The organism is Tepidimonas taiwanensis (genome assembly GCF_020162115.1).
Lineage (GTDB): Bacteria > Pseudomonadota > Gammaproteobacteria > Burkholderiales > Burkholderiaceae_C > Tepidimonas > Tepidimonas taiwanensis.
Genome location: NZ_CP083911.1, coordinates 2,661,923 through 2,676,607 on the forward strand (window position 1 = coordinate 2,661,923; position 14,685 = coordinate 2,676,607).

At 70.4% G+C, this 14,685-nt stretch carries 16 protein-coding genes; 11 read left to right on the forward strand and 5 right to left on the reverse strand.

All coding sequences use genetic code 11. The annotated features are described in order from the left end of the window. Positions 1 to 131: 131 nt before the first annotated feature. The 3 genes from LCC91_RS12565 (at position 132) to LCC91_RS12575 (ending at position 2,806) form a co-directional block, all read left to right on the forward strand. Positions 132 to 869 (forward strand): methyl-accepting chemotaxis protein, encoded by a 738-nt coding sequence (locus LCC91_RS12565; RefSeq protein ID WP_143897874.1) that lies wholly within the window; start codon positions 132 to 134, stop codon positions 867 to 869. A gap of 191 nt (positions 870 to 1,060) precedes the next feature. Continuing rightward, positions 1,061 to 1,576 (forward strand): Dps family protein, encoded by a 516-nt coding sequence (locus LCC91_RS12570; RefSeq protein WP_043700177.1) that lies wholly within the window; start codon positions 1,061 to 1,063, stop codon positions 1,574 to 1,576. Positions 1,577 to 1,783: 207 nt separating this feature from the next. Further along, positions 1,784 to 2,806, forward strand: a complete 1,023-nt coding sequence (locus tag LCC91_RS12575) for a cytochrome-c peroxidase (protein ID WP_224440954.1) — start codon at positions 1,784 to 1,786, stop codon at positions 2,804 to 2,806. Positions 2,807 to 2,866: 60 nt separating this feature from the next. Here the strand turns inward: LCC91_RS12575 and LCC91_RS12580 are convergent, their stop codons facing one another. After that, entirely contained in the window at positions 2,867 to 3,157 is a 291-nt protein-coding gene (locus LCC91_RS12580) for a BTH_I0359 family protein (RefSeq protein WP_043700183.1), read from the reverse strand. Between the two features lie 153 nt (positions 3,158 to 3,310). Beyond that, the gene (locus LCC91_RS12585; protein WP_185974893.1) at positions 3,311 to 4,201 is read right to left on the reverse strand and encodes a DUF3108 domain-containing protein; all 891 of its coding nucleotides are present in this window, start codon (positions 4,199 to 4,201) and stop codon (positions 3,311 to 3,313) included. 359 nt (positions 4,202 to 4,560) lie between these two features. On the opposite strand from LCC91_RS12585, the gene LCC91_RS12590 reads away from it, so the two are divergent. Continuing rightward, positions 4,561 to 5,520: a fumarylacetoacetate hydrolase family protein gene (locus tag LCC91_RS12590; RefSeq protein ID WP_052231499.1), complete on the forward strand. Its 960-nt coding sequence runs from the start codon at positions 4,561 to 4,563 to the stop codon at positions 5,518 to 5,520. Here LCC91_RS12590 and LCC91_RS12595 read toward each other — a convergent pair. Beyond that, positions 5,481 to 5,867 carry a TraR/DksA family transcriptional regulator gene (locus LCC91_RS12595; RefSeq protein WP_043700186.1) on the reverse strand — a complete coding sequence of 129 codons (387 nt, stop codon included), beginning with the start codon at positions 5,865 to 5,867 and terminating at the stop codon, positions 5,481 to 5,483. The two genes, LCC91_RS12590 and LCC91_RS12595, sit on opposite strands and share 40 nt — an antisense overlap. 302 nt (positions 5,868 to 6,169) lie before the next feature. Here LCC91_RS12595 and LCC91_RS12600 point away from each other — a divergent pair, with 302 nt between their 5' ends. The 5 genes from LCC91_RS12600 (at position 6,170) to ftsH (ending at position 11,377) form a co-directional block, all read left to right on the forward strand. After that, a complete protein-coding gene (locus tag LCC91_RS12600; RefSeq protein WP_058615854.1) occupies positions 6,170 to 6,862 on the forward strand; it encodes a PhaM family polyhydroxyalkanoate granule multifunctional regulatory protein in 693 nt (230 codons plus the stop codon). Beyond that, on the forward strand, positions 6,859 to 8,178 hold the full coding sequence (locus tag LCC91_RS12605; protein WP_143897878.1) for an FIST signal transduction protein: 1,320 nt from the start codon (positions 6,859 to 6,861) through the stop codon (positions 8,176 to 8,178). Before LCC91_RS12600 ends, LCC91_RS12605 begins: the two co-directional genes overlap by 4 nt. Before the next feature lie 67 nt (positions 8,179 to 8,245). Then, a complete protein-coding gene (locus tag LCC91_RS12610) occupies positions 8,246 to 9,220 on the forward strand; it encodes a DnaJ C-terminal domain-containing protein (RefSeq protein WP_058615856.1) in 975 nt (324 codons plus the stop codon). Position 9,221: 1 nt separating this feature from the next. Beyond that, positions 9,222 to 9,521 (forward strand): hypothetical protein, encoded by a 300-nt coding sequence (locus LCC91_RS12615; protein WP_058615857.1) that lies wholly within the window; start codon positions 9,222 to 9,224, stop codon positions 9,519 to 9,521. Between the two features lie 14 nt (positions 9,522 to 9,535). Then, complete coding sequence (ftsH, locus tag LCC91_RS12620) at positions 9,536 to 11,377, forward strand: ATP-dependent zinc metalloprotease FtsH (protein WP_058615858.1); 1,842 nt, start codon at positions 9,536 to 9,538, stop codon at positions 11,375 to 11,377. A 202-nt stretch (positions 11,378 to 11,579) separates the two neighbouring features. On the opposite strand, the gene tgt is transcribed toward ftsH, so the two are convergent. Continuing rightward, positions 11,580 to 12,764, reverse strand: a complete 1,185-nt coding sequence (gene tgt / locus LCC91_RS12625; protein ID WP_143897880.1) for a tRNA guanosine(34) transglycosylase Tgt — start codon at positions 12,762 to 12,764, stop codon at positions 11,580 to 11,582. A 106-nt stretch (positions 12,765 to 12,870) separates the two neighbouring features. On the opposite strand from tgt, the gene LCC91_RS12630 reads away from it, so the two are divergent. Together LCC91_RS12630 and LCC91_RS12635 are read left to right on the forward strand one after the other, a co-directional pair. Beyond that, positions 12,871 to 13,098 (forward strand): AbrB/MazE/SpoVT family DNA-binding domain-containing protein, encoded by a 228-nt coding sequence (locus tag LCC91_RS12630; protein WP_143897882.1) that lies wholly within the window; start codon positions 12,871 to 12,873, stop codon positions 13,096 to 13,098. Further along, the gene (locus LCC91_RS12635; protein ID WP_143897884.1) at positions 13,099 to 13,482 is read left to right on the forward strand and encodes a type II toxin-antitoxin system VapC family toxin; all 384 of its coding nucleotides are present in this window, start codon (positions 13,099 to 13,101) and stop codon (positions 13,480 to 13,482) included. Positions 13,483 to 13,539: 57 nt separating this feature from the next. On the opposite strand, the gene queA is transcribed toward LCC91_RS12635, so the two are convergent. Continuing rightward, positions 13,540 to 14,622 carry a tRNA preQ1(34) S-adenosylmethionine ribosyltransferase-isomerase QueA gene (gene queA, locus LCC91_RS12640; protein WP_143897886.1) on the reverse strand — a complete coding sequence of 361 codons (1,083 nt, stop codon included), beginning with the start codon at positions 14,620 to 14,622 and terminating at the stop codon, positions 13,540 to 13,542. Between the last annotated feature and the right edge of the window lie 63 nt (positions 14,623 to 14,685).

Consider the following 14,685-nt stretch of genomic DNA (forward strand, 5'->3'; position numbering starts at 1 on the left):
GGCCGCAGCGCTGGCGATGCGCGACCAACTGCGAGGGGTGGTAGAGCGCATCCGCGCCAGCGCCGACCAGGTGGCGGCCGCCAGCGCCGAGATTGCCCAAGGCAACCAGGACCTCTCCGCCCGCACGGAGAATGAATGCCGCCGCCAGCGTCGAAGAGACGTCAGCGAGCCTGCAGCAGCTCACCGACGCGGTGCGCCACAGCGCCGACGCGGCGCGCATCGCCAACCAGCTCGCCGCCCAGGCGGCCGATGCCGCACGCAGCGGCGGCCAGACAGTGGCACAAGCCGTGGAGTCGATGAAGGGCATCGAGGCCAGCAGCCAGAAAATCGCCGACATCACCAACGTCATCGACGGCATCGCGTTTCAGACCAACATCCTCGCGCTCAACGCCGCGGTGGAGGCGGCACGCGCCGGGGAGGCGGGGCGCGGCTTTGCCGTCGTGGCCGGCGAAGTGCGCTCGCTCGCGCAGCGCAGCGCCGAGGCGGCCAAGCAGATCAAAGCGCTCATTGAAGAGAGCGTGCAGCGCGTGCAGGCCGGCAGCGCCCAGGTGGACGCGGCCGGGCGGACGATGGAAGAGATCGTGCAGTCGATCCAGCGCGTGGCGGACATGATCGGCGAGGTCACCGCCGCCGCGCAAGAGCAGAGCGACAACATCGCGCAGGTCAACGCTGCCGTGGGGCAACTCGACACCACGACGCAGCAAAACGCGGCACTGGTGGAGCAGGCCGCGGCGGCGGCCGCCAGCCTCAATACCCAGGCGCAGGCGCTGCTGCAGGTCGTGGCGCAATTCCGCACGGGCGACGCGGCCGCGGCGGCACCCGTGGTGGCTCCGCTGCGCGCGGGGGCAGCGGCATTGCTTCCCAACTAAGGCGCGGTGTGTGGCGGTGGGTATGCCGCCCGTTCCCGGGGGAAGACAGTGGCTGCGGGCTTAAGCCGGGCTGGAAGCGCGCGCGGCGGGGGTCAAAGCGCGCGAGATGGCCCGTTTTACGGCTAAGATGGGGGCCGGTAATGCGATGGAGGATGGGGCTCCATCAGGCGTAGTTGTAGACGGAGTCTGTCATGGCCAAAAAGTCTTCCCGGTTGGCTGCCGTGCGTGGTGGCACCGATATCGATATCGGCATTGATGCGCAAGATCGCGCAGCGATTGCGCAGGGGCTGAGCCGGTTGCTGGCGGACACGTATACGTTGTACCTCACCACGCACAATTTCCACTGGAACGTTACCGGGCCCATGTTCAACACGCTGCACGATATGTTCATGCAGCAGTACACGGAGCTGTGGAACGCGGTGGACCCGATTGCCGAGCGCATTCGGGCGCTGGGCCATGTCGCGCCAGGGTCGTACGCGGAGTTTGCGCGCCTGAGTGCCGTGCCGGATGCGCCGACCGAGCCTCCCAAGGCGCTGGAAATGGTGCGCATGCTCGTACAGGGCCACGAGACGGTGGCGCGCACGGCGCGCAGCCTCTTCCCGTTGGTGGACCAAGCGCACGACGAGCCGACCGCTGACTTGTTGACGCAGCGGCTGGCCGTGCACGAACAGACGGCGTGGATGCTGCGTAGCTTGCTGGAAGCCTGAGCGCGTGCACGATTTTGCGCGCTGTTGCAGCTGCCCCTGGGATTCTTCATAGGGGGCGGCTATTTTGATGATGCAGCGTGTCAATCAGGGATATCCCTGATCTTTGATGCGGGTCAAATTCTTCGGTGACCATGCGCCTAGCATGGTCTTTGCCGCGCGCCGGATGGGCACCGGCCTTGCGGTCAACATCGGAGAAAGGATCCCACCATGACAACGAGATCGATGCGTCGTATTCGCATGGCAGCCGTCGTGGCCGCACTCGCCGCGGGTGGTGCGGTTGCGGTGGCGCAGAGTGACTCTTTCGATCGCCTGTATGCCCCCATCCAGCCACCCAAACAGATCGACTTGGGCAAGGTCGAGCTGGGCAAAAAGCTCTACTTCGATCCTCGGCTGTCGAAGTCGGGCTTCATCTCGTGTAATTCGTGTCACAACCTGAGCATGGGCGGCACCGACAACATCAGCACCTCGATCGGGGATCGCTGGCAAAAGGGCCCCATCAACGCGCCGACCGTGCTCAACTCCAGCCTCAACCTCGCCCAGTTCTGGGACGGCCGAGCGGCCGACCTCAAGGAACAGGCGGGTGGGCCGATCGCCAATCCCGGGGAGATGGCATTTACGCACACGCTGGCCGTGGACGTGCTGCAATCGATCCCCGCGTATGCCCGGGAGTTCAAGCTCATCTACGGCAAGGACAAGATCGATATCGACATGGTCACCGATGCGATCGCGGAGTTCGAGAAAACGTTGGTCACGCCCAACTCGCGCTTCGACCAATACCTGCTGGGCAACAAGCAGGCGCTGACCAAGGACGAGCTGGCCGGCTACAAGCTCTTCAACGAGAGCGGCTGCGTGGCCTGCCACAACGGCCCGAACCTGGGCGGCAACTCTTTCCAAAAAATGGGCGTCGTGGCGCCCTACAAATCCGCTTCGCCGGGGGTGGAGGGACGCTCGGCCGTGACGGGCAAGGAGATCGACCGCTTTACCTTCAAAGTGCCGGCACTGCGCAACGTCGAGTTGACCTATCCGTACTTCCACGATGGGGCCGTGTGGTCGTTGTCCGAAGCGGTGGATGTGATGGGGCGTCTGCAGTTGGGTAAAAAATTCACGCCCGAGGAGAACGCCCAGCTCGTGGCGTTTCTCAAGACGCTGACGGGGGAGCAGCCGGTGTTCCAGCTCCCGATCCTGCCGCCTTCCACCGAAAAGACGCCGCGGCCCCGTCCGTTTGACTGACGACCAACGCCGGGCCGACAGGGGTGGCCGCCCAGCGCGCGGCCACCGCACTGCTCCTGCTCAGTGCACCACCAGCGGCATCTGCGCGAGCGAGGCGTAGCGTTCCAGCGTGTCCTCGACCTCTTCTTGGGTCGGCGTGTCGCGCTGCCACGACTCGATTTGCTGCTGGAACAGCTCGGCCCAGGAGCCGTCCAGGTACACCTCCTTGCCGGAGCGCTTGTCCACGATTTCGAAGCCGTGACGCGGCAGCACCGGACGGGGCGCATCGCCCTCGGCCGCGCTCGCCACCTCCTGGGCGTTGGCCAGGATGTGGACCACCGCGAAGCTGTCGGAGTTGTAGAGCATGTGCATGACCACACTATCCTCGAAACAGATTGTCCCTGCAAGTCGCGGGACGCTGGGTACGGGGGCACCCGACACGGACCGCTCGTCCCTGATATCGGTTCCCGGCGGGCGGATTTCAAGAGGGGGCGTCCATCCCAACACTGCGCGCGTAGTCGGCGCTCAGGAGGGCGGCACGGCGGGCCATTCGCGCAGGCGCTGGTCCACCCGGTCGCCGTTGGGCTGTTGCAGCACGATGCGCACCGGCAGACCGGGCAGGGCCGGGCTGTACCACAGGTCCACGTCCAGCGCGCGTTCGCTGGCGAGGCGGCGCACGTGCAACGCGTCCGTTTCGCCCGCAGGCAGTGTGATGCGCTCCCTGCCGACGGCCTCGAACGACCAGTGCTCGAGCCCGCCCAACCCCACCACGGGGATGCGCCAGCGCCGGCCCGCGCCTGCGCCGGCGTCGCCGAGCGCCACGACGGTACCCAGCTGCGCGAACACGCTGAGCCGGTCCTGCGCGCCGCGCGGGATCGCGTCGTACACGGTGCCATCGTCGCGCCGGGCGCTGCCGTGCGGCGCGTCCGCGGACCAGTCGAATTGCAGCACGCGCTCGCGCCGGGCGCGATCCTCGAAGCGCAGGGGCACGAGCCCGTCCGCCCGGAGCAGGCCCGTGCTGCGCTGCACGCGCTCACCGACCAGAAAGGCCCGCAGCGCCATTTCGAGCGTGTAGCCCTCCGCCGTGACATGCCACGTCAGCGTCGCTGCGGCGCGGTAGGACAGTCCCTTGGCCTCGCCTTGCACGTCGTAGGCGACGCGCAGGGGCCCAGTGATGGCCCAACGCGTCGCCGCTTCCGCGGTCGGCCCGCTGGCATCGCTGTCCGGCGCTGGCATGGCCTGCGCCAGCGTGGCGCGGGGCTCGTCGTTGCCAGCTTCCACGCCCGATGGCGTCTCGCTGCGGTCCTCGTGGGGGGGCGAGGGGGCGGGATCGGCGGTACCACGGGCGTCGGTGACGGGTAGGGGCGGGTCCGCCACCGCCATCGGGTCGTCGCCGCCCGCCGGCGAGACCGCCACGGCGGGGAGTGTCGCCGGGTGCTTCGCGCCGTCCGCGGGATGCGAGGGGGCCGACGGATTCGAGGGGGCCAAGGGCGCCGGTCGTCCCCGCGGGGTGGGGGTGACTCCTGGCGGCGGCACCGCGACCGCCCGCGCCGCGGGCGTCACGAGGTGGGCCTGGACAGGGGCGGGGATCGCCCGATCGGGGGCGATACTGCGGTCGCGTGCGCCCCAGAGCCAGCCGAGCGCAGCGGCGTGCAGCGCCAGGGCGACCCCGACGGAAGCCAGCAGGCGCGAGCGTTGCGGCAACTCACCGTCCATGCACGCGATACTAGCGGCTGTGGCTCAGACCCCCTCGTTGACTTCTTCCCTTTGCACCCATGAAGCTCGCCACCTACCGTGACGGCAGCCGCGATGGCCAGCTCGTCGTCGTCTCGCGCGACGGAACCCTGGCCCACTACGCCACCGGCATCGCCGACACCCTGCAGCAGGCGCTGGACGACTGGAATTTCGTCGCGCCGCAGCTGCAGGACTTGGCGCTGACGCTGGAGCACGGCAAGGCGCGGCACGCCTTTGCCTTCGACCCGGGACAGTGCGCCGCGCCGCTGCCCCGCGCTTGGGGGTGGCTGGCGCCCGCGGAGGATGGCGGTGTCTTGCAGCCGTGGCGCAGCGACGCGCTGTGGGGGCCGACGCGCGGGCTGCCGGCGGTGGCCGGTGTCGCCGACATTGGCGCGACGGTCGGGGTGGTGTGCGGGGATGTGGCGTCCGATGTCGAGGCGGCCGCCGCGCTCGAGGGGGTGCGCCTGCTGGTGCTGGCCTGCCACTGGTGGCTCGGCGGGGAGGGCAAAGAGGCCCCGGCGCAGCCGTGGGGCATCGCCGTTGCCCCGTGTGCCGTCACGCCCGACGAACTGGGGGCTGCGTGGGCGGGCGGCCGGCTCGACGCCAGCGTGACCACGTCGATCAACGGGCGCAAGCTCGGCATCGCCGACGGCGGGGCGCAGGCGCGCGACTTCGGCGCGCTCATCGCCGCCGCCGCGCGCGGGCGCGGAATCGCGGCCGGCGTCGTCGTGGCTGGCGGCACGCTGCCCACGCCGGAAATCCCGGGCGACCCGTCCGGGTCGCCCGTCTGGCCGCGCGGTTACGCGACGATCGCCGCGCGGCGCGCAGCGGAGCGGCGAACGCTGGGCGCCGCGCGCACGCCCTGGCTCGTGCCGGGCGATAGGGTGCAGGTCGAGGCGCGGCTGCCGGATGGCAGCACCCCGTTCGGGGTGATCGACGTGACGTGGCCGCCGGCCCCCGCTCACAGCGAGGGCGTGGCGGTCGGGTGGGCGCGCTCGTAGCGCGTCTGGCAGTCGATGCAGCGCAGCGTCGTCGGCGACGCGTGCAGCCGCGCCGTGGGGATCTCGACGCCGCAGTCCACGCACAGGCCGTAGCGGCCGTCGGCGATGCGCTGCAGGGCGTCGTCGATGGCCCGCAGGGCGGCCGTTTCGCGCTCGTCCAGCGCCTGCGCCAGGTCGCGCTCGCCGTCCACCTGGGCCCAGTCGCCGCTTTGCACCTCGTGCGGGTCGAGCGCCGCTTCGGCGCGCCCCACCTTGCCGCCGCGTTGCGCCCGGATCTGGGCGATCAGCTCGGCGCGCATCTGCTGCAGTTGTTGGGCGAAGGTGTCGGAAATGGGGGCGTTGCTCATCGTAATCCTGTCTGCCGAACGTCGCGGGGGCTTGCCGCATCAGGCGGGGATGCGACCCCGTTGAACAGATTGTGGCGCGAAAGCCCGCCGTGGCCAAGCGCCGCGGCCAGGCGTTCGGGCTTGCCTTGACCTGGGTCAAGCGGCAGCGGGGTTGGCGCGATCCCCCGCGGAGCCGTGTCGGGCGCGTTCGCCCGAGGTTGTTGCCCGCCTAAGAACATGGCGCGCGGCCGCCGTCTGTGGCATGCTTACCGCACCGTCTCCGTGACAACGTCATCCCCGAACCCTTCCCGCCCGGATTTCACATGACCCCACCCGATTTCAGCGCCGTGCAGGCGGCCTTCGCCCCTTACGCCCGCTACGTGCCGGGGTTTGCCTTCCTTCAGGGGTTGGCGGGGGGCGCGGCCGCGCCCGCCGGGCAGGCACCGGCGATGGCGCAGTGGGTGGCCCCCGTCTTCGACCCGGACGAGCTGGAGCGCCGCATCCGCGACCTGCGCGCGGTGCATTTCTGGCTGGAGCAAAACGCTCGCGCCGTGCAGGCCACGATCCAGGCGCTGGAGGTGCAGCGCATGACGCTGGCGACGCTCAAGGGGCTCAACGTCAGCTTGGGCGAGGTCGCGCAGGCGTGGGCACCGGGGGCGGCAGGCGGCTCGCCCCGGGCCGATGCGGTGTCGGGGGAGGCGCCGGCCTCTGGCGCCGACCCGGCGCCGCAAGCCCCGTCGGGCGGTGACGCCGCGGCGCCCGCGGTGGATCCGATGCGCTGGTGGCAGGCGCTGACCGAGCAGTTTCAGGGCATCGCCCAGCGCACGCTGCAGGAGATGACGCAACAGGCCGCGGCGGCGATGGCGCCGGTGCCGCCCGCCCCTGCGCCGACTGCCACCGCCGCGTCGGGCGAGGCACCGGCGCGCACCGGGCGCAAGACGCCGGCACGCCGGGCGGCACCCGCACCGGGCGCGTCAGCGCCCGCCCCGGCGGCCGCACGGAGATCGCGCCGGTGAAGCGCTTCGTCTGCGCCCACGCGACCCACCCGCAATGGCCGGAGGCAGTGCGCCGGGTGCTGGCGCAGCTGCGCGCGCAGCGCCGGGCGGGCGCGCCGACGCAGGCACCGGAGGCCGGCGGGGCGGTGGCCGACGGGGGCGCAGCGGTCACGCCGCTGGCGCTGCTGTACGTGACGGACCACCACGCCGACGCACTCCCCGAGATCCTGGACCAGTTGGCCGACGCCTTGCCCCAAGTCACCGACTGGGTGGGCGCCGTGACGGTGGGCATTTGCGCCAGCGGCACCGAGTTCATCGACGAACCCGGCATCGCGGTGATGCTGTGCGACCTCGCGCCCGGGCGCTACCGCGTTTTCAGCGGTGTGGCGCCGCTGGCCGCGACGCAGGGCACGGACGGATTCGTGCCCCAGACGGCGCTCGTGCACGCCGACCCGGCGACCCCGGACCTGACGGAGCTGGTGCAGGAGCTGGCGGAGCGCACGCTGTCGCACTACCTCTTCGGTGGACTGGTGGCCAGCCGCGCGGGGTCGCTGCAGATCGCCCGCTCCAGCCGCGGCGGGATCGGGGGGCACGGCCGCGAAGCGGCCAGTGGCTGGTTCCGCGGCGGCTTCAGCGGCGTGGCGTTCGGCCCGGACGTGGGCATCGTGTCGCGCGTTACGCAGGGCGTGCGCCCGGTGGCGCCCGCGCGGCGCGTGACGGCTGCCACGGGGCAGCGGGTGGAGGTGCTCGACGGCATGCCGGCGCTGGATGTGCTGCTCGGCGATCTGGGGCTGTCGCTGCAGGACCTGCCGGCGGTCGTCGCGCGCTTGCGCGAAACGCTGGTGGGTTTGCAGCGCCCTGCCACGGCCGATCCGGCGCGTGCCACCCCCCGCGTCGGGCGGGTGCCGCTGCGGCTGGGGGATGACGTGCTGGTGCGGCATCTGGTGGGGTTGGACCCGGGGCGGCGGGCCTTCATCGTGGCCGACGAGGTGCCGCCGGGGACGGTGCTGACCCCCTGTGAGCGCCACCGGGAGGCGGCCCGCGCCGATCTGGTGCGCATCTGCGCCGAAATCCGCGACGAGCTCGCCGGTGAAGACGGCACGGCCCTCGCCGACCCTGTGCAGCGCATCGCGGGCGCGGTGTACGTGAGCTGCAACGGCCGCGGCGGGCCGCATTTCGGCGCGCCGCACGCGGAGCTGGCCATCATCCGCCAGGCGTTGGGCGACGTGCCGCTGGTGGGCTTTTTTGCAGCGGGCGAGATCGCCTACCACCGGCTTTACGGCTACACCGGCGTGCTCACAGTGTTCGTGGCGGATGCGGCGCCGGCCTCCGCCTGACCATTGAAACGCGGGCGGCCGGTAACCATTTTTCCGTCTGTTCACCGAACACAAACAAGGAGCAGCGGTGGAGTTCAAGGATTACTACGCGGTGCTGGGCGTGGCGCGCGACGCCAGCGCCGACGAGATCAAGAAGGCGTACCGCAAACTGGCGCGCAAATACCATCCGGACGTCAGCACGGAGCCGGACGCGGCCACGCGCATGAGCGAGGTCAACGAGGCCTACGCGGTGCTCTCTGACGCGGAGAAGCGTGCCGCGTACGACCGCCTCGCGCAGGCGCACCGGGCGGGGCAGCGCTTCACGCCGCCGCCGGACTGGGACGCGGGATTCGAGTTCCACGGCGCGCCCGAGGGCATGGACGCCGAGGGGTTCAGCGACTTTTTCAGCGAGCTGTTCGGCCACATGGCGCGTGCGCGCCACGCCCGGCGCGGCGGCGCGGGCGCTGGGGGCGCACACGGCCGCCGCGGCGAAGACCACCATGCCAAGGTCGTGCTCGACCTCGCGCAGGCGTGGCAGGGCGGCACGCACACCATCAGCCTACAGGTGCCCGAGCTCGACGCGCAGGGCCATCTGGCGCTGCGCACGCGCACGCTGGAGGTGCGCATTCCCGCTGGGGTGCGCGAGGGGCAGCTCATCCGCCTGGCCGGCCAGGGCGGGCCGGGCGATCCGCCGGGGGATCTTTATCTGGAGGTGCACATCCGGCCCGATGCGCGCTACCGGCTCGATGGCAAGACGCTCATCATGGAGTTGCCGGTGGCGCCGTGGGAGGCGGCATTGGGCGCGGTGGTGCCGGTGAGGCTGCCCGATGGCAGCACGCTCAAGGTGCGCGTGCCTGCGCACAGCCAGAACGGCCAGACGCTGACGGTGCGCGGCAAGGGGCTGCCCGCGCGCGAGCCAGGTGACCTGGAGCTGCAGCTGCGCGTGATCCTGCCCAGCGCCTACGATCCGCGCGCCCGCGCGCTGTACGAACAGATGGCTGCGCAACTGACGGACTTCGACGCGCGCAAGGTGGCGGCGGCCGAAGCGCAAAGGAGGGGATGACATGGGCAACGGATACACCGTCATCGAAGCGGGCACGGGCGGCACCGTGGTCGAACTGGACGTTTTGTGTCGTGCGGCCGGGCTGGGTCCGCAGTGGGCCGAGGTCGCGGTGCGTGCCGGACTGATCGCGGGCACACCCGACGAGGGGTTCGATGCGCGCGCGCTGCAGCGCCTGCGCCGGCTGGCGTGGCTGCACGCGCACTTCGACGCCGACCCGGAGCTGGCGGCGCTGGTCGTGCAGCTCGAGGACGAAATCGAGCGCCTGCGCGCGCGGCTGCGCCGCCTGGGCGCAGGCTGTTGAGTACGGGGGGATCGATGAACCCGCAACAAAAAGCCACCTGGAACGCCGGGTACTGGGTGCTCGCGTTTCTGCTCGTGCTGTGGTTCCAGAACGTCTGGCAAACGGCGCGCACCGTGGAGCCGGTGCCCTACAGCGCGTTCGAGCAGGCGCTGGCCGAAGGGCGCGTGGCCGAGGTGATCGTCAGCGACACCACGATCACGGGGCGGCTCAAGGCCCCGGACGCGAGCGGCAAGACGGTGATTGTGGCCAACCGGGTCGAGCCCGATTTGGCCGAGCGATTGGGGCGCTACGAGGTGCCGTACACGCGCGTCGTCGAGAACACCTGGCTGCGCGACGTGCTGTCGTGGGTGGCGCCGACCCTGGTCTTTTTTGCGCTGTGGTTTTTCGTCGTGCGGCGCGTGCTCGAACGCCAGGGCATGGGCGGCTTCATGAGCATCGGCAAAAGCCGCGCCAAGGTCTACGTCGAGGCCAACACCGGTGTGACCTTTGCCGACGTGGCCGGGGTGGACGAGGCCAAGGCCGAGCTGCAGGAAATCGTCGCCTTTCTGAAGGACCCGCAGGGCTACGGGCGCCTCGGCGCGCGCGCGCCCAAGGGCGTGCTGCTCGTCGGGCCGCCCGGAACCGGCAAGACGCTGCTGGCCAAGGCGGTGGCGGGCGAGGCGGGCGTGCCGTTTTTCAGCATCAGCGGCAGCGAGTTCGTCGAGATGTTCGTCGGCGTCGGCGCGGCGCGCGTGCGCGACCTCTTCGAGCAGGCGCGCGCGAAGGCCCCGGCCATCATCTTCATCGACGAGCTCGATGCGCTGGGCCGCGCGCGCGGCGCAGGCGGCCCGATCGGCGGGCACGACGAGCGCGAGCAGACGCTCAACCAGCTGCTCGTCGAGCTCGACGGCTTCGACAGCGCGTCGGGCCTGGTGCTGCTGGCCGCCACCAACCGGCCCGAGATCCTGGACCCGGCGCTGCTGCGCGCCGGGCGCTTCGACCGGCAGGTGCTGGTCGATCGCCCGGACAAGGCCGGCCGTGTGCAGATCCTGCGTGTGCACGCGCGCAAGATCCGGCTGGCACCGGACGTCGATCTGGAGCAGATCGCGGCGCTCACGCCCGGCTTTTCCGGGGCGGATTTGGCCAACCTGTGCAACGAGGCGGCGCTGGCGGCCACCCGACGCGGTGCGGAGGCGGTGACGCTGGCGGACTTCACCGCGGCGATCGAGCGCATCGTCGCCGGGCTGGAAAAGAAAAACCGCCTGCTCAACCCGCGCGAGCGGGAGATCGTCGCCTACCACGAGATGGGCCATGCGCTGGTGGCGCTGGTGCTGCCCGGCACCGACCCGGTGCACAAGGTTTCGATCATCCCGCGCGGCATCGGCGCGCTGGGCTACACCATCCAGCGCCCCACCGAGGACCGCTACCTGATGACGCGCGAGGAGCTGGAGCGCAAGCTGATGGTGCTGCTGGGTGGGCGTGCGGCGGAAAAACTCGTCTTTGGGCACTTGTCGACCGGTGCGGCCGACGACATCGCCAAGGCCACCGACATCGCGCGCGACATGGTGATGCGCTACGGCATGGAAGAGTCGCTCGGCTACATCGCCTACGAGGCGCAACGCCCGCAGTTTCTGGACGTGCCGGGGTTGGCCAGCGGCGGCTGTCCGCGCAGTCCCGAGACGCAGGCGCGCATCGACGAGGCCGTGCGGCGCATCGTCATGGACGCGTTTGCGCGCGCCACCGAGATCCTGCAGCGCCACCGCGACGTGCTGGAGCGCTGCGCGCGCGAGCTGCTGCAGCGCGAGACGCTGGACGAGGCGCAGCTGCAGGCGCTCACCGCCCCGGTGCGCGCGGCATCCGCGCCCGAGCCCGCGTGACGGCTTGGCGCCGGTGAGAGAGGCGGTGGTTCGGTCGCCGGCGGTCGTACCGGGCGGACACGGCGGAGCCGCGAGCGGTGATCGGGCAGGGCTGCCAAGCACACTGGGTGGCCGGTAGCGTCTGCTCTTTGTTTGCCGCGGGAGATCGCGGGTGCGATCCCGCGAGCCGCTCGACCGACAGCCACCCCGCCAGAAGGCGACGTCACACCCCGCGGCTGCGCTCCGCCGCAAAGCGCTGGCGAAACGCCGCGAACGTCCCCGCCTCCAGTGCCGCGCGCACTTCGCGCATCAGGTTCAGGTAGTAGTGCAGGTTGTGGATCGTGGCCAGCATCGGCCCCAGCATCTCGCCGCAGCGGTCCAGGTGGTGCAGATACGCGCGGCTGAAGCCCTCGCGCCCGCCGTCGTTCCAACTCACCCCGGCGTCACCCGCACAGGCGTAGCAGGTGCAGTCCGGGTCGATCGGCAGCGGGTCGTCCTTGTAGCGCGCGTTGCGGATCTTGACGTCACCGTAGCGCGTGAACAGGTGGCCGTTGCGCGCGTTGCGCGTGGGCATGACACAGTCGAACATGTCCACCCCGCAGGCCACGCCCTCCACCAGGTCCTCGGGGGTGCCCACCCCCATTAGGTAGCGCGGCTTGTGCGCGGGCAGCCGGTGCGGCGTGTGCGCCATGATGCGGCGCATCTCTTCTTTCGGTTCGCCGACGCTGACGCCGCCGATCGCGTAACCGTGGAAGTCCATCGCCACCAGTGCCTCCAGCGACGCTTCGCGCAGGTGCTCGAACATGCCGCCCTGCACGATGCCAAAGAGCGCGTTCGGGTTGCCCAGCCGCTCGAACTCGGCCTTCGACCGTCGCGCCCAGCGCAGGCTCAGCTCCATGCTGGCGCGCGCCTCGGCCTCGGTGGTGACGTGGCCGCTCGCCTTGTCGCCCTGCCAGTAGGGCGTGCACTCGTCGAGCTGCATCACGATGTCGCTGTTGAGCACGGTCTGGATCTGCATGCTCACCTCGGGCGACAAAAACAGCTTGTCCCCGTTGACCGGTGAGGCAAAGCGCACGCCCTCCTCGGTGATCTTGCGCATCGCCCCGAGCGACCAGACCTGGAAGCCGCCAGAGTCGGTCAGGATCGGCCGCTCCCACCGTTCGAACCCGTGCAGCCCGCCAAAAGCGCGGATGACGTCCAGCCCCGGCCGCATCCACAGGTGAAAGGTGTTGCCCAGGATGATCTGCGCCCCCATCTCGCGCAGGCTGCGCGGCGTGACGCCCTTGACCGTGCCGTAGGTGCCCACCGGCATGAAGATCGGCGTCTCGACCACGCCGTGGTTGAGCGTCAGCCGTCCGCGGCGCGCGTGCGAGGTCGGGTCGGTGGCAAGGAGCTGGAACTGGAGCATCGTGGCATTTTACCGGGGGTGTTGCTTTACTCAGGGGTATGGCTTTACTTTAGAATGGGCTTGACTTTATGGAGTGCTTTACGCCGATCCGAGTAGGAGTGGGGTCATGGACGTCGTCGAAGCCGTCGTCTCCAGCAAAGGGCAGGTGACGCTGCCCGCCGCCATGCGCGCCAAGCTGGGCATCCGCCCCGGCTCGCACATCCAGTTCGAGCTGCGCGGCGAGGAACTCGTCATCCGACCAGAGCCGCCGATGAGCGCGTACTACGGCATGCTCAAGGGTTACGACCTGGGCGATATCGAACCACCGAAAGAGCCGGACCGGGAGTTCGACTGAATGAACGTCGTCGACTCCTCGGGTTGGATCGAATTTTTTCGTGCAGGGCCGAACGGCCCGATTTTCAAGGCGGTGATCGACGACCGCCACCGCCTGCTGGTGCCCACGCTGTCGCTGTTCGAGGTGTGCCGCGTGCTCAGCCGCAAGGTGCCAGACGCGGTGGTCGCGCGCTGCCTGGACGTGATGCGGCTCGGCCGCGTCGTCGACCTCACGGACGCCCGTGCCGTGGCGGCGGCGCACGTCGCGCGCGAGCACAACCTGGCCATGGCCGACGCGGTGATGCTCAGCATCGCGCGCGAGTTCAACGCCACGCTCTGGACGCAGGATGCCGACTACGCCGGGTTGGCGGGGGTGCGGTACTTCCCGAAGCCGTCGCCGGGCTGAACACGTCGGCGCGATAGACGACGTCCTGACGGCCAGGACGCCCGGGCGTCTACCCCGTCACGGCGAACCCGTCGATCGTTGCAGCAGCATCGCATCCCCGTAGCTGAAAAAGCGGTAGCGCTGCGCGATCGCGTGGCGGTACAGCGCCATGATGTGGTCGTAGCCGGCGAAGGCGCTGACCAGCATCATCAGCGTGCTGCGCGGCAGGTGGAAGTTGGTGATCATCCCGTCCACCACGCGGAAATCGAACCCGGGCGTGATGAAGATGTCGGTGTCGCCCTCGGTGGCACCGGTGCGCGCCCAGCTCTCCAGTGTGCGCACGGTGGTCGTGCCCACGGCCAGCACGCGGCCGCCCGCGCGGCGCGTGCGCTCGAGCGCGGCCAGCGTCTCGGGCGGGATGCGGTACCACTCACTGTGCATGCGGTGCTGACGGATGTCGTCGACCTTGACCGGCTGGAACGTCCCGGCGCCAACGTGCAGCGTGACGCTGGCGCGCTGCACCCCGCGCGCGTCCAATGCGGCGAGCACGCTCTCGTCGAAATGCAGCGCCGCCGTGGGCGCGGCCACCGCCCCGGGGTTCTTGGCGAAAATGGTTTGGTAACGGCGCTCGTCCTCCGCCGTGTCGGCGTGCTCGATGTACGGGGGCAGCGGCACGTGGCCGTGGCGCGCCATCAGCGTGTACGGGTCGTCGGAAAACCGCAGGCGAAACAGCGGCCCGTCGACGTCGGGCCAGCGACCGAGCAGCGTGGCGGTGAAGCCCGGCTGGCCGTCCGCGCCGATGGCCATGCGCAGCACCGTTCCCGGCGTCGGTTTTTTGCTGACCTTCATGTGCGCGACGACCTCGCCGTCGGCCAGCACGCGCTCGACCAGCAGCTCCAGCCGCCCGCCGGTGGGCTTTTCGCCAAACAGCCGGGCCTTGATGACCTGCGTGTCGTTGAACACCAGCAGATCACCGGGTTCCAGCAGCCCCGGCAGCTCGCGGAAGACGCGGTCCACCGGCGGCCACGTGCGCCCATCGAGCAGCCGAGAGGCGCTGCGCTCGGGTGCCGGGTGCTGGGCGATCAGCTCGGGGGGGAGGGGAAAGTCGAAGTCGCCGGTGGTCCAGGTGCGCGCCGGCGCGGGGGGCGGGGAGGTCGTCATGTCGCTCGAGGGCCGGACGGGCCCGTACCAAGTCCAAGGGCTTCCAATTGTCGCACGGCCCGC